The organism is Pseudoalteromonas sp. SCSIO 43201, from assembly GCF_023716725.1.
Classification (GTDB): Bacteria; Pseudomonadota; Gammaproteobacteria; order Enterobacterales; family Alteromonadaceae; genus Pseudoalteromonas; species Pseudoalteromonas peptidolytica.
Window position 1 is genome coordinate 231,324 of the sequence record NZ_CP072684.1, and the last position, 14,735, is coordinate 246,058.

At 40.0% G+C, this 14,735-nt stretch carries 10 protein-coding genes; 4 read left to right on the forward strand and 6 right to left on the reverse strand.

Going from position 1 to position 14,735, the window contains the following annotated elements; all coding sequences use genetic code 11:
* Nucleotides 1–41: 41 nt before the first annotated feature.
* The 4 genes from J8Z24_RS17800 to J8Z24_RS17815 all read right to left on the reverse strand — a co-directional run bounded on the left by J8Z24_RS17800 (nt 42) and on the right by J8Z24_RS17815 (nt 4,272).
* Entirely contained in the window at nt 42–860 is an 819-nt protein-coding gene (locus J8Z24_RS17800; protein WP_125252820.1) for a sulfotransferase, read from the reverse strand.
* A gap of 379 nt (nt 861–1,239) precedes the next feature.
* Nucleotides 1,240–1,884, reverse strand: coding sequence for a phage tail protein (locus J8Z24_RS17805; protein WP_147391479.1), 645 nt, complete (start codon nt 1,882–1,884; stop codon nt 1,240–1,242).
* A gap of 386 nt (nt 1,885–2,270) precedes the next feature.
* Nucleotides 2,271–2,870: an aspartyl/asparaginyl beta-hydroxylase domain-containing protein gene (locus J8Z24_RS17810; RefSeq protein WP_252095877.1), complete on the reverse strand. Its 600-nt coding sequence runs from the start codon at nt 2,868–2,870 to the stop codon at nt 2,271–2,273.
* Between the two features lie 673 nt (nt 2,871–3,543).
* A complete protein-coding gene (locus J8Z24_RS17815; RefSeq protein ID WP_252095878.1) occupies nt 3,544–4,272 on the reverse strand; it encodes an NHL repeat-containing protein in 729 nt (242 codons plus the stop codon).
* A gap of 286 nt (nt 4,273–4,558) precedes the next feature.
* Here J8Z24_RS17815 and J8Z24_RS17820 point away from each other — a divergent pair, with 286 nt between their 5' ends.
* From J8Z24_RS17820 to J8Z24_RS17835, 4 genes are all read left to right on the forward strand, one after another.
* Nucleotides 4,559–8,395 carry a TOMM system kinase/cyclase fusion protein gene (locus J8Z24_RS17820; protein WP_252095879.1) on the forward strand — a complete coding sequence of 1,279 codons (3,837 nt, stop codon included), beginning with the start codon at nt 4,559–4,561 and terminating at the stop codon, nt 8,393–8,395.
* A gap of 10 nt (nt 8,396–8,405) precedes the next feature.
* A complete protein-coding gene (locus tag J8Z24_RS17825; RefSeq protein ID WP_252095880.1) occupies nt 8,406–8,654 on the forward strand; it encodes a hypothetical protein in 249 nt (82 codons plus the stop codon).
* A 181-nt stretch (nt 8,655–8,835) separates the two neighbouring features.
* The gene (locus J8Z24_RS17830; protein WP_128729831.1) at nt 8,836–9,774 is read left to right on the forward strand and encodes a hypothetical protein; all 939 of its coding nucleotides are present in this window, start codon (nt 8,836–8,838) and stop codon (nt 9,772–9,774) included.
* A 2-nt stretch (nt 9,775–9,776) separates the two neighbouring features.
* Nucleotides 9,777–11,360: a hypothetical protein gene (locus J8Z24_RS17835; protein ID WP_252095881.1), complete on the forward strand. Its 1,584-nt coding sequence runs from the start codon at nt 9,777–9,779 to the stop codon at nt 11,358–11,360.
* A gap of 148 nt (nt 11,361–11,508) precedes the next feature.
* Here J8Z24_RS17835 and J8Z24_RS17840 read toward each other — a convergent pair whose 3' ends face one another.
* Nucleotides 11,509–13,692: an OsmC domain/YcaO domain-containing protein gene (locus J8Z24_RS17840; RefSeq protein WP_252095882.1), complete on the reverse strand. Its 2,184-nt coding sequence runs from the start codon at nt 13,690–13,692 to the stop codon at nt 11,509–11,511.
* 246 nt (nt 13,693–13,938) lie between these two features.
* Nucleotides 13,939–14,601: a hypothetical protein gene (locus J8Z24_RS17845; RefSeq protein ID WP_147390266.1), complete on the reverse strand. Its 663-nt coding sequence runs from the start codon at nt 14,599–14,601 to the stop codon at nt 13,939–13,941.
* Between the last annotated feature and the right edge of the window lie 134 nt (nt 14,602–14,735).

Below are 14,735 nucleotides of genomic sequence, written 5' to 3' on the forward strand. Positions count from 1 at the left end.
ATTACTTCCTTCTTATATAACAAGGTAGCTTAAGTTCAGTTTTACTTTGGAGAAATAATACTGGCGCTTGTTCCCAACGGGTCTTGCCAAAATTGCATTTCGCTATATTTTGCAAAAAGATCGGGCGGTAAAATGGTATTACGTGCTTTATATTCAACTTTTCTTTTCACGGTGTGCAGATCTTTCACACCCAATTGAATATCAAATTCATTTTCGCTGTATTCCACATTGTCAAAATCATGTTGAAAACCGTCGAGTTGCAAAAACTCATAGAGTAACGCCAAGGTTTTATGCGGATACTGAGTAAAAATGTCGTAATCTATAATCAACAATCTATCCGAAAACTCGCCATAATATGCTTCTTTCAAAGCCGTCCAGGCAGAGCCAACAGCGCCAGCTGATTGCACTAATGACTCACAGCGAGTATAGACTGTTGTGCGAGAGGCAGGAGAAAACATCCGGCTATAATCGAATGGGTTTTTACGATAAATTCGCTCAAAGCTGTCCATTATCCAAGCAGGGTTCCTGACTAAACAAATAACTTTAAGATTTTGATGCAACTCAACTTGCTGATGAAGTCTTGCCGTCCACAACCTATTTGTATCGAAAATTACGGACTTGTTTTGTTGCGCTTCGTAGTACGATTTAAATATAGCAGTAACTAAAGATTTGCGCTTTTTCTCATCAAAAAATGAACCAAACTCACTACCTGCACCTATTTGCTCAAGACATGTGTTTATCAACACAGCTACGGGGCTAGACATGCCGGCATGAAAAGCTGGGTTTTGTCTTAAAATACCCGCTAGCAGGGTGGAACCTGAGCGCGGCAAGCCAGAGATAAAATGAAATTGCTGTGTCATAAAACAGTCCCTATACAGCCCTTGAGTTCGAAGTTAGCCATTAATTGCAACCAATATAGAAACATAATAGCGATATTTTTATAATTGAATTATTCTATATAAAATGTAGTCACCTTTTATTTTACATGCAAGCAAGCCTAAGCATTACCGATTTTAGAAAATCGATATGAATAATAAAGAAGAGTCGTTATCTAAAATAAACCGGGTGGCTTATAGAGCAGGTAAAACATACCTTGCTCATACGCAATGGCCATAAAATTCCGTAATGCTAAACACATCTATAGGTGTTACTTTAAGCGCAGTTGAGTTTGGGTCAGCTCACCTAGTAAACAGCTAAATGAGCTAACCATCACGTCCGACATAGCAGCTACGTCAGCTCTTAATTCCTTTGTGGAAAAATGCCTTCCATACAAATTACATAATTCACCGCTTGGTAAGGGCTACGACTTCTCACCGCAACAGCAGCGCCTGTTACTCCAGTTTCACCGCTAACATGTCCAGATGCAGAACCAGTCTGAGTCACTTCTATTCCTCCGAGTGCTACGGTAGAAGAGGGATTACCACCTGTGTAGTAAATTTTTTCCGGTGCATCAGGACCCGCGATATCTGGTGCTGTTGCAAGGTACGCTCCTGCCTGTGGTGTGGCTGAATCACCTTCCAATTGAGTCGCATTTAAAGTCACATGTGTGGTTGTAGCGTCTCCTGCTCCAGTAACATTAAGATTAACTCCATGATGGTGTGGTGGTAGGTTAGACTCGGTCAATATGAAGGAATCTCCACCACCAAACTGCCCCATATTAAATGGACCATAATATGGAGATGTACCATAGCCCAAAGGCGATCTACCTCTAAAATCAGGCAAACCAAATGATACTCTGCCATCACCACCAAAGTAGGTACCGAGTAACGCGAACACGGCAGTATATTGTGTTATTTGAACGGTCCCACCCATACAGAATGCAAAATCGACCGGCGCAAAGTGAAAGCCGCATGGCATAATCTGCCCAGTATATTCATCACTCATTTATTTCTCCTAATTAAAGTCAAAAGCCTGCTGGCTATAGTTGCATCCCAGCTTGAGTACCACCTACTCTCGAAAACTGGTGATCTGTTACTGAATTACCTCTTATCTCTGACCAACATAAAGATACACTTTGCAGAACGTTTCATTTAAAACAGCTCTAATGACATCTTTTCTCAGAGCAACCTGCCTGAAAACATATTCTTGGCTAGCTCTTTCTTTGTTGACAAAAATTAGATTCGATGACAGCAAGTCACCTAAAAAATCGACATACGATGCGCTTGTACAAACACGTTTCAGCAATAATCGTTTACTTTTACAATGGCAAGCGTCAGCCCTTTGAGACTTTTTTACGCCACCTGCTTTTGAGTGTGCCCATTACTAGCGCTTCATATTGAGTGAGTCATCGACTCTCCTTTAATATGTTCAGCGATCCACTCATTTACCACACAGTCAATGACCAAATTGACACGATCATTACCACCATTATTCTTTACGCTGTGTGTCTTGTCGGCATTGATATACCAAAGCTCACCAACAGCCATTGGTACGACCTTGCCATTAACTAAAAATAATACCTCGTCATTAGCCAATATCGGCACGTGTAGCCTTACTTCTCCCTTACACAAGCATAGTCCTCTGTCTCTGTGTGGCTTGATATATGCCCCAGGCTTTAACCGCATTAGACGCGCCGACTTTACGTCACATTGCAAACTCCATATTAAGCTTCGTATCGTTGGCAAACTGTCCATTAAAGGTAGGTTTTTCCATTCGCTACCATCCCCCATAGCAAAGCACTGCAAAATCGGATGCGCATTTGTATGCTCCAGCTGACATCGCAGCGGTAATACATCCCAATCTCCAACGTAATCTCTATGATTCACATGAGGATTCCAGCTTTTGGTCAGTAATCGGCTAACTTCACTACACATAGAAGCATTGTTGATACCAATTGGTAGCCTACAGAAATCAGTATCAATCGCGCTCATCTTGAAAATAGCTCCTTTAATGAAATTAGATAGTTATGCTTCTGTGACAAGCAACCAGCTAATGGCTTTATATGATGCGCCACAATAACGAATAGTTATTAGCCTAGTATAAAGGGACAATAGTGCTATTAAAGATTGCAAAAAGTTTTGAGATTACTGGGTACACTCTCGTGCTGACTGGTTTTATAATTATCTTATACAGGAGGCGCATTCTGGCGCAAGCAGCATTAGCATAGGGATTTTGACTTCAAGCTTGTGTTTATACCAATTGGACCTAATACTTGCCCAATTTGTAGGAGTAAATCTGACGCTAACAGCGTTAAAACTTCTTATCTAGAACAACTAAATAGCAAAATTTTTGCCTTGCCTGCACGGATGTGGGTTCCTTGGCGATAGCAGGACGCGGTAGCGGGGTTATCGACAAGGTTTTCTCGTCTCAAAGTAGGCCTCTTAAATAAGATAATTGGTATTACCTCTGCGCTTTAGTCAGGGGATGTGGTTTGGCTGAGTGGGATAGTTTTATCGAAAATAGCCTTGTTTGCCTTGGTTACATAGGGGAGGTTTCGTTTAATTAAAACGTTAATAGCGGATCTACAAATTTGCTTCTCCGCTACAACATTAATATTGCATCGATTATTGCTGGTATTAAAGGTCTCTTTGACAGGGTTAGCCATTAATGGATTGCACGTAAGCTTTGGTCTTCTGAGTCCAAATACCAAAGGCGCTCACCTGATAAACCACCGCTGACCACTACTTTTTGATTACCATCTAAACTGGTAAACTTTTTACCTTTTGTAAATCTTCCTAAGCTATAGTCTCTCAGGAACATGCCATTGTTTCCAAACACTTTAATACGTGTATTGTCTGAATCCAACACATAGACCCTGTGGTGGCTATCTATCGTAATACTTCTTGGGCCATTAAGTTTATCTGTTTGATCATGGCCGAATTCGCCAAGTGTGTTTAGCACGTTACCGGAATAGTCCGTAACGATAATTTGGTGTTCGCCAAGCGTCAACCAATAAACACTGCCGCTACTCGTATCAATTGCGAAATCATGTATCGGTATATCATCGCCTTCTGGAGTTGTAATTTGAGCGACTAAGTTCCCATACATATCAAATACATCAATAAAGCGGCTTAATTCGAAATATACAAACACTCTAGTGTCGTAGCGACGAATAATCTTTGCTTTCATCGTTACGTCAACACTTCCACCTGTTGGAGGGCTTATCTTTCTAACCGGTTCACTAATACCAAGTGACAGCAATTGCTCTCTCGATAATCTCGTGGAGTCAGCATTTGCTGCTATCAATTCATTTCCGGTCGCCATCGCAGGAAATGGTAGCACTGAAGCGGCTAATAACATCGAACTAGTATTCAAAAACGCTCTACGGTCCACGAGCCTATCCTTTTGTTGTTTTTGTAAAAAAAAACAATATATCAGCTTGGTAAGAAAACACAATTATTCTCTGATTACACCACATTACACGAGCAAAAAACAAACAAGGCCATGCCAATAGGGTCTATAAATAAAAGATTATGGTACTTGAGTTTGACGTAACTAGTTTATAACTTGCTGCTTCAGCCTGTTTAATTTTTTTAAATAATAGATAATCTCATACTAGACAAGTATTTACATTCCAATTAACCTATTATGTTAATATAGAATAAGAATTAGTAATCGTATGTCTCTGACTCAGTTTTCGGACAACCATATTGTCGATGTCTTTCAGTCTGACAAGTATCAACTACTTGAAAAGATTGGGGAAGGTGGTTTTGGCAAAGTTTTTAAAGCTCGTCAATTAAATACAGGGCAGTTCGTGGCACTTAAGTTTTTGGCATTAGAGCCACAACTTGATGTCACAAAAAAACAACGATATGCCGAGCGATTTAATCGTGAAACTCTGCTTTGTAGTCAGCTTAATCATCCAAATATTGTTCGATTATTAGATAAAGGGCAATTAAATGAAAATTTAATGTTTGGTGTATTTGAGTATGTTGAAGGGCAAACATTAAGAGACTATTTAAGTCAAAATGGCGCTATTGATTCTGTCTATACCACTGATATTATGTTGCAGGTTTTGGATGCCCTTATCCATGCTCATCAACAAGGTATTATTCACAGGGATATAAAGCCCACAAATATTATGTTGAGCCAATCAGGGGCAAAAACCTATGCCAAAATACTCGATTTTGGTATTGGTACCCTAGCGCAAGAAAGTCGCCAGCATGATTTTGAGACGATTACCCTCACCCAAGAAACTCTCGGTACACCATCATATAGCGCGCCAGAGCAATTAAGGGGAGAGCCTGCATCAGCAAAGTCAGATCTGTATGTTTGGGGGTTGGTTTTTTTGGAATGTTTGACCGGTGTGCCAGCAGTAACCGGCACCAGTGTTGCGTCAATTTACCATAAACAACTCAGTGACGTACATATTCCTATCCCAAGCGCCCTGCTCGGTCATCCTCTGGCAGGTTTGTTAAGAAGAGTACTGCATAAAAGTGCACTAGAACGTGTCATAACAGCAACCGAGGCGTTTTCAGAGCTCGCTCGAATGAACGTTTCCAATCTAGTCGGTGTACTTAGCGACGTAAAGGCACAACACGGTTACGATGAAACAACAATAATGATCCGCGATGACGATCCAGATCATCGCGCAATTCAAGAGTATACGGCACTTACTGAGCGTAAACAGCTTACGGTTTTAGCGGTACGCTTAAGTGTTAAAGCGCTCGACAACCATGATAAAGACTACGATGTGATTGACACAGTTTATAAGTCTCAACGTAATCACTTTATCGATATTGCCACCCGCTACGGTGCCTACCATGTTGGGAACTTAGCCGATACTTGTCTTTTTTATTTTGGTTACCCCGTAAGCAGTGATAATGATGCACGCTTGTCTGCGCGCACAGCGCTAGAAATGATAAGCGAACTTGCCAAACGAAATGCATTGATGCAAGAAGCGCACAGAGTCTCACTCAATGCCCATATTGGTATTCATAGCGGAGTATTTATTACTTATGCCAACGCTGTTCCTGAAGGCCATCATGCAAATATTGCCGCAGCACTCTCTCGTGAAGCTGGCGAGCGACAAATTTTATGTAGTGCAGAATCGCGCTCACTCCTAGATGCTTTTTCAGAGTTTAACCTGTACGGCCAGTTACAAATTGGCCCATTGTTCGAGCTAACTCCAGTATACAATTTACAGGGTGAACGTCGCGTCGAAGCGTTTGGCTTTATGCGCGGTACTAAAAATAACCATGAGCTAGTTGGTCGCCATGCTGAGCTTGAGCAAACACTGTCACTCATTAATACAGAAATTGAGGGCGAAACACGTATTGCGCATATTCATGGCGAAGCTGGTATAGGTAAATCTCGTTTATTACAAGAGATCCGTGCTAATGCTCCACAATACCAACACTTGGTCGCTCAATGTTTGCCTGAGCATCAAAACAATGCCTTATACCCAATACTTAACTTAGTAAGGTATCTATTTAATACAGATCAGCTTGATGCCCATTCAGCAAATACCGTATTTAGCTACGTGTTATCAAGCATTGACAGTGAGCTTGATTTGACTCAGGCCATTCCTGTACTGCTTGTTTGGCTCAATATTTCTCTTGGTGATGATATAGCACCTTCAACTCTCGCACCTGATGAGCAAAAACAAGTGTTATTTAAAGGGTTATGTGCATTATTGCTGTCAAACCGCCATGGGATAAGTAAGTTTAAGCTCTATATTATTGAAGATATTCATTGGGCAGATAATACAACCTTAGAGTTTTTACATCATTTTGCGGGCGCATTAACGTCTGGCAATGTACTACTGAGTACATCGCGCCAAGATGTACCTAGCCAGTTAAAAGATTTAACCTTAGTCGATGTTTGTTTGAAAAAGCTAACGGCCAAAGCGACCGAGGACTTTATCATTAATCTATTTGACGGTCGCCAAGTCTCTGAACAAGTGCTTACTGTACTCACTAGCCGTACAGATGGGATCCCACTTTTTATTGAAGAGCTGGTCAACATGCTAAAGCAGAAAGCACTGGTTGGAGATAAAGGCGGAGTCATCGACTTTTTGGCACCTGATAAATTGGAGCAAGTTCCAACCAGCCTAAGAGAATCACTGCAACAAAAGCTCGACAACCTTCATCATGCCAAAGAGACAGCGCAACTGGCGGCAACCATCGGCCGAGAGTTTGAATACAATTTACTTATTGCTACATCATCCTTAAGTGAAAGCCAAATTCAAAACGACTTAAATGAGTTAATGGCTAACGATCTTATCGTGCATCAACGTCGTGTTGATAACGATAGCTACATTTTTAAACATGCTTTGGTAAGGGATGCTGCCTATGAAAGTATGGGTAAGCATGAATCATATGCACATCACATGAGTATAATTGAAGTACTCAACAATACAGGAATGAGCCAAAAGCAGCCCCTACTTACAACCCATCATTTAGCAAAAGTGGGAGATCATAATGCGGCTGTTGAATTATTACTAACATCAGCAAAAAGTGCTGCTGCCATCTACTCTGTCGCAGAGGCCAGTATTTACTATGCAGAAGCATTAAACTTCTTTCAAAATGGGTTAATTGATAACCAGCCTTTACTCCATAAAATTAAAAATGCGCTTGCTTCATCACGGGTTGCATACAATGGTTGGCTAGACACGTTGGCTAAAAAGCACGTGCTTCAAAATATCAGTGAACTCGCCACAATTTTAGACCCTAAAGAGCGCTTCATTACGATGAGAGGTGAATGGCTACACGCCTACGCTACCGGTGATATATTAAAAGCTCATAATATTGGATTACAGCTGCACGAAAACAAAAACGAATATCCACCTCACCAACATCCAGTGATCTTCGAGCTTTTATCGCAATCCTACTTTTCGCTAGGAGAGTTTGACAAAGTAATTGCGCTTGTCGATACGTTACCAAAAGAGGGCTTCTTCGATAATAGCTCTCAAGCCATAACTGATAATTACGGCTTTTGTTCTGAACTCACTTGTATTGCTTTTAAAGCGCTATCACAGTTACTCACTGGTAAGGTTGATTTGGCACAAAGCGCCATGAACGATTTAGCTGAGCTTTCCAAAAATATTAATATAAATGACATTAGCTCAGCAACAAATGGGATATGGGCGTGGTTTAAACTAATACATGCTTCAATACAAAAAGATTCAGCTAATTTTAAAAAATATCAAGATGAAGCAAAAAATTACTCATCAACAGGGGTAAGCCTTGCAAAAAATTCTAATAATGTTGGCTGGTTGGGTTATAATAACATGCTCAACTACTTGGCTAATTTAGATAATATAGATAGCTTACAAGAATTCGAAGAAAAAATATCAAGCTTTGCTGGATATCGTTCACATCGTGCTTTTTATTATTACTTTTTATACAAAGTATTACTATTTAATAAAAACACAATGAAAGATGACGCTTATAACGAATACTTAAATGATAAGGCTGGTACTAAAACCTTATATCTCCAAAACTATGAAAATTAGGAAATGAAAAATGAGTGATAATACAACACTACCAACTGGTTTAATCTCTTACATCTATAATGTAACTAACGATGAAGTTTTGAAGCAACGAGCGACCGATAACTTGGCCGAAGTGATGGCAGAGTTTGATTTAACAGCAGATCAAAAACGCATTATTACTGAAATTTCTTTAGAAACTGGATTAACAGATGATCTGTGGGATCAACTATCAGCAGAACTAAGACCTGAAATTCAACACACGATCAAAACAATTTGGTAATACATAGGAGCAGCGGGTGATTTTTTTATCTTAATCAAGCGTGTATTTTTTGTAGTGAGTCCCTGTCAGTAATAAAAGTTGAGTTATTTATTTTTTAAATAGTCAATCTCTAATACTGTTGACATCATGCACAAAAAACAAACCAAAATTAAGTTAAATTGGCATTTCACCCGCATTTATCATGAAATATAGTAAAAGTGAGCTTTACAGCATTGCACTTGATAGTGAGGTTCAACATCTCAATAATACCGTATTAGAAGAGCTTCAGACAATTGTCAGTGAAATCCCTGAAAATATACACGCTATATGTTTTGAAAAGAGAATTGATCAGTTTGAAGATCCTGTTGACTTTTTAGTATGTTATTACTGCTCTCCTCATAATTTAGACAGCGTTTCATCCTATATAAATCAAAAAACTCCAAATAAATACGCCCTTAGAATAAATGAGTTTATAACGAATAGGAAGCACTCCCCTGCTTATAAATTAGTAAATTTAATATGGTTTAGCTTTGACTATGAAGAGGGTCGATATAGCACAGCTCCAACATTTTGTGTAAGTACACAACATTGTCAGTTTTCTGACTTTAGCCTATTAAGCTCATTTATAATTAACGCATCTGAATTTTTAGCTCCTGAGTTTTTAAACAAAACAAAAGAGTTACTTCCTAGTTTAGAATGCACAAGGATAAACCACTTCAGTTTTACATTTGGTAGAAAGGAATTTAGAGCTAAACTCGTTTTTAAATTAGAAACGTTAAGACTTCCTAGTCTACTCAAAGATCTAGACTGGAAAGGAAACTTATATCTGCTGAAACAGTTATTAAATACTATTGTTCAAGTATCAGATGAAATACAAGTTGGGCTTTCCTATTCAACGGAGTTGTCAGAAAAGATTGAAATTGAATTACCTTGGATAACAAGACTTGACGAAAATTATCTACAAGATAGCTTTTTGAGCTCGCTAAGAAAAATAACAGAAAAAGAATTAAGCACTAATTTAACTCCTTGGCTCAACCTGAAAGTACAAACTGGTTACTATATAAAAATAACCCTTACATCAGCATCAGAATTTAATATCAAGTCATATTTATATTCTTCACCTTATAAAAAAAGGAAATAATCATGAAAAGTGTAATAGCGAAACTCTCTTTACTATTCGTAAGTACTGGTACTTTTGCTACTGAATACAGCATTTTTCCAGATTGGCTAGTCAAAGATGAATGCACATTAACAGAGCCATTTCCTTTTCCAAACGACTTGACTCAGCAAAAACCCTACCCGCTTGACGCATACAATAAATTAGTGAAGTCGTGTGAAGAGTTAAAACCTGTAAAGCCTAATGAATCGCAGAAGCTTGATTATTTGGATCACCGATACGCGCTATTTTCATGGCTGAGCTTTACTGCGCTAAATAGGCAATTGGACGAAAACTATAAGCTCACGCAAAATAATCTAAAAGTGTGTGAAGCCGATTCAGGCGCCAATTGCCCGCTTCCACTTTGGATAAATTGGCGTGAAACCGAGACTATTTTCACAGCAGATGCAGCGCCTCCAAAAAACTGGGAAATATCCAAAAACTTCGCCATGATGCAGCCTTTATCTGCAGTGGAGCAAGTTGCGCCCAAAAATACACCGAAAAAACAGGCAATTTTAACTGATCAAAAAAACAACCCTGTATATTATCAGAAGTTTGTTAGTCCCTATGTATTCAATTTTATTACCAAAAATAAACTATATAGCATAGATGGCCAAATCGAATTCGCGAATAACCCAACTTATAGTTGGGCATGCAAAAGCCAGAGCGCGAGTAGCATGTGCATCAACATGAATACGATTGGCTTTTTAGCGTGTTCCAGTGGTTCCTCATTACCCACTTGTAACTTGCCACAAGACCTGACCAATTTTGACCCTAAGCCGCCAGGCCTTGCTATCGAGATAAAGGTAGCGTGGAAAATACTCGATGAGTCTGATGATCCGAGTAAGTACATTCGCGCAACACTGCCCGTAAAACGCTACCACCAAATACAAAATGGTGAAACAGGCTCATTTAAAGTCGAAGAACAAGAAGTTGGCGTAGTTGGATTTCACATAATGCAGAAAACCGGCACATCTAGTAATTGGATTTACGCAACCTTTTCACATCAGGGTAATGTTTGGGGCAACTCTCCAACCTTTTTCGATAAGCAATGTCCAACATGCGCAATCAATCACCCAGTAGGAGGCACTAAGCCTACTCAAGTGGTTCGATTGGAACAAATATCACCGGTTGTTGAAAAAGTGAATCAGCATATTTCTAAGCTATTCAAACAAGAAAACGCTGTTCTGCAATATTACAAACTAATTGGTACGCAGTATTCAACTAATAACAGCAGTAAGCCAATGACTGATATTAATGGCCAACCAAGTGATACAATTGAAACCAAGCTCACCAATTATTCAGGTGGGTTGCCCCACCCTGTTTATCTAACTAATGAGGTGATTGAGACATTTTTACAACTAGGAAATCAGCCATTAGGTAAACAAGAAGCGCTTTATTATAAAAGCTCCTCTTGTATGAATTGTCATGCGGCAGGCGGGATCGCAACCGACTGTGATAAGAATACCGGCAAACCGATATTTACACCACGTACAGCAGACTTCTCTTTTATATATCAAGATGCAAAGGCAAAGTTTAAAGAGCAAAACTGTATCAAAGAGGAGCCCTGAGGTTTGGGGTTAGCTGCCTAAGCTGATGTGTATTTCTGTGAGTTGTAATGAGCACTTGTGGCTTCAACCGCATAATGCTCAACAGTCCGTCAAACTATAAAGCAAGATAGCAGTCATGCTATCTTGCTTTTACTTTAAAAAGTAAAGATTAGCGCTGTGCTAACTTTCCTCTTGCTGTATGAAGCTTCTTGTAACTCTCAATAAGACGCAGATGCTTGTCTAACCCTTCTAACTTCATGTTAGTAGGCGTTAAACCATAAAATTTCACATCGCCATTAATTGAGCCAATAACTGCATCCATCACCTCTTTACCAAACATACGAGTAAAGTTGTGAATGTAATCCTCTATTTCTAACTCGTCATCCAATGCAATTTCGAGTGTGGCGTGCATTGCTTGGTAGAATAAGCCTCGCTCAACGGTGTTGTCGTTAAACTGCAAGAAGGTTTCCACCAGTTCAATAGCCGCTTCGATATCACCAAGCGCTAGATAAATCAAAATCTTAAGCTCTAGAATAGTAAGCTGACCCCACACCGTATTTTCGTCAAACTCAACGCCGATAAGGGTGATAATGTCGATATAATTATCAAGCTGGCTGTCTTCTAAGCGCTCAACCAAGTCAGCTAATGCTTCGTCATCTAGTGAATGAATGTTAAGAATATCTTCGCGATATTGCAGTGCTTTATTGGTATTATCCCAGATCAGATCTTCGGCTGGATATACTTCAGAGAATCCCGGAACTAAAATACGGCAAGCAACGCCTAAATCTGTGAACTCCGCAATATAAGCTTCTTTACCTAACGCCTCTAGAATGCCAAATAACTTATCGCATTCTTCTTCATTAGTGCCTGTAAAATCCCACTCAACAAAGTCGTAGTCGTGCTTTGCACTAAAGAAGCGCCATGAGATCACGCCCGTTGAATCGATAAAGTGCTCAACAAAGTTCTCCGGCTCAGATACTGCCATGCTGTTAAACGTAGGTTTTGGTACATCGTTTAAGCCTTCAAAGCTACGCCCTTGCAACAGCTCGGTTAAGCTTCGCTCAAGCGCTACTTCAAAACTTGGATGCGCCCCAAAAGAAGCAAACACACCGCCTGTTTTTGGATTCATTAGCGTGACACACATTACAGGGAATTGACCGCCAAGAGACGCATCTTTAACCACAACTGGGAACCCTTGATCCTCAAGTCCTTTGATCCCTTCAACAATACCTGGATATTTAGCAAGTACAGACTCTGGTACATCAGGCAACACAATTTCTTGTTCGATAATTTGCTTTTTCACCGCACGTTCAAAGATCTCAGATAAACACTGCACTTTGGCTTCAAACAGATTATTACCAGCACTCATCCCATTACTTAGGAATAAGTTCTCTATTAGGTTTGATGGGAAATATACCGTTTCACCATCTGAATGGCGGGTATAAGGAATAGAACAAATGCCGCGCGCTACATTACCTGAGTTTGTATCAACAAGGTGTGAGCCACGTAATTCACCTTCTGGGTCGTAAATTTCGCGGGTGTAATCATCTAAGATTTCGTTAGGCAGCGCATCATCAGCACCTGGTGTAAACCATTTCTCGTTCGGATAATGAACAAATTCAGCATTGGCAATTTCTTCGCCAAAGAATTGGTCGTTATAAAAGAAGTTGCAGTTTAAACGTTCAATAAACTCGCCAAGTGCTGAGCAAAGTGCACTCTCTTTGGTTGCCCCTTTACCATTAGTGAAACACATTGGCGAAGCAGCATCACGAATATGCAGTGACCAGACGTGTGGCACGATATTACGCCATGATGCAACTTCAATCTTCATACCCAAGTCAGACAGGATCTTGGTCATGTTTGCAATCGTTTGTTCAAGCGGCAGATCTTTACCCAAAATAAAAGTACTATCGCTTTCACTGGTATCAACCATCAGCATTGCTTGAGCGTCATCCTCTAGGCTCTCAACTGCTTCTACTTGAAATTCCGGCCCAGTTTGAATCACTTTTTTCACGGTACAGCGGTCGATTGAGCGCAAAATACCTTGGCGGTCTTTTTCAGAAATACTTTCCGGTAACTCAACCTGAATTTTAAAAATTTGGTTATAGCGGTTTTCTGGATCAACAATGTTATTTTGCGCTACGCGAATACCATCTGTCGGAATATCGCGAGCATTACAATACACCTTCACAAAGTAAGCTGCACAAAGCGCTGAAGACGCTAAAAAATAGTCGAATGGGCTTGGTGCTGAACCATCGCCTTTATAACGAATGGGCTGATCTGCAATGACAGAAAAGTCGTCAAACTTGGCATCAATTCTGAGATTATCGAGGTAATTTACTTTGATTTCCATTGGAAGGTTCCGGTGTGTTGCAATCGAAAACGTTCATTGTACTTGAGGATGCAAGGCCACGCCAATGGAAGTTACATCTAGAGATCATCTCATGGCAATAAAAAACGATGGACAAAGGTAGTTAACTGAGCTTCGGATCATTGTGATTAAACACACTTTGAGGCACCCAGGTCTGATAGCGTGACTCAGCAAGCCACATGCTAATTCAGCCTGAGATTTAAAAATAATAAGCTAACTCAGATTGACTTATAAAGCCGCAAGTAAGTCTCGCTGACTTACCTTACCCAGTTTAAGCTGCTCATAAGAGTCATAGATAGCTTTTTTACTGTCTTGCAGGCGCTCAGCAACATCTTCGCCTTCAAGCAGCGCTGCTTGCGCGGCTTCCAGTCGGTCTTGCATATCTGCAATAATAGCTGTTAACTTCGCTTTATCTGACTTGAGTAGTGTACTGTCCTGATCCACTTTTTGCTCAAGCATAGAAAACAGCTCAGAGCGCACAGAAATAGTTTTATACTCTTTAAAATCTAACCCTAAATGGTTGAATAACAGAGCTTGATTCATTTCCTCTGGTGCAATCTCTACTTCTATAGGCATTTCCACAATATTCGTCATCATTTCGCGATACATCTCAATGTTATATTCACGACTGCCGACTTTATGGCTTGAGCTGACTAAGGACTCATGGGCTATTTTTTCAGCTTGCTCAAAATGCTTGACAAGATAAATCGATTGCGGATTGTTCGACGTCTTTTCTTGAACCGCTTTTGCAGCTGCCATAAAAGAGTTTGTTTCCGAACTTTTTGCCACGGGGTTGGCAAATCCTTGACCTTCTATGGTGTTGTTACTCGCATCACCAATTTGTTTACGCGAACTATACACTGGCGAATACGCTGAATTTTGAATATACATATACACTCCTTGGTAATTGACACACTTATAAAGCAATAAGTGCGCCAAGGAAATGTGGTTAAGATTTTAGCCTCTTAACCACAGTTCCCGGCTCTTGTAGCTAAAAGTTTGCCGTTCACCCCCCCTCATATTAG

What these genes read in the sequence shown, in the direction of transcription:
- J8Z24_RS17810 (WP_252095877.1), bottom strand. Translation starts at nt 2,870, where the DNA reads ATGAGCGCGATTGATACTGATTTCTGTAGGCTACCAATTGGTATCAAC.
- J8Z24_RS17825 (WP_252095880.1), top strand. Translation starts at nt 8,406, where the DNA reads ATGAGTGATAATACAACACTACCAACTGGTTTAATCTCTTACATCTAT.
- J8Z24_RS17835 (WP_252095881.1), top strand. Translation starts at nt 9,777, where the DNA reads ATGAAAAGTGTAATAGCGAAACTCTCTTTACTATTCGTAAGTACTGGT.
- J8Z24_RS17805 (WP_147391479.1), bottom strand. Translation starts at nt 1,884, where the DNA reads ATGAGTGATGAATATACTGGGCAGATTATGCCATGCGGCTTTCACTTT.
- J8Z24_RS17800 (WP_125252820.1), bottom strand. Translation starts at nt 860, where the DNA reads ATGACACAGCAATTTCATTTTATCTCTGGCTTGCCGCGCTCAGGTTCC.
- J8Z24_RS17840 (WP_252095882.1), bottom strand. Translation starts at nt 13,692, where the DNA reads ATGGAAATCAAAGTAAATTACCTCGATAATCTCAGAATTGATGCCAAG.
- J8Z24_RS17830 (WP_128729831.1), top strand. Translation starts at nt 8,836, where the DNA reads ATGAAATATAGTAAAAGTGAGCTTTACAGCATTGCACTTGATAGTGAG.
- J8Z24_RS17845 (WP_147390266.1), bottom strand. Translation starts at nt 14,601, where the DNA reads ATGTATATTCAAAATTCAGCGTATTCGCCAGTGTATAGTTCGCGTAAA.
- J8Z24_RS17820 (WP_252095879.1), top strand. Translation starts at nt 4,559, where the DNA reads ATGTCTCTGACTCAGTTTTCGGACAACCATATTGTCGATGTCTTTCAG.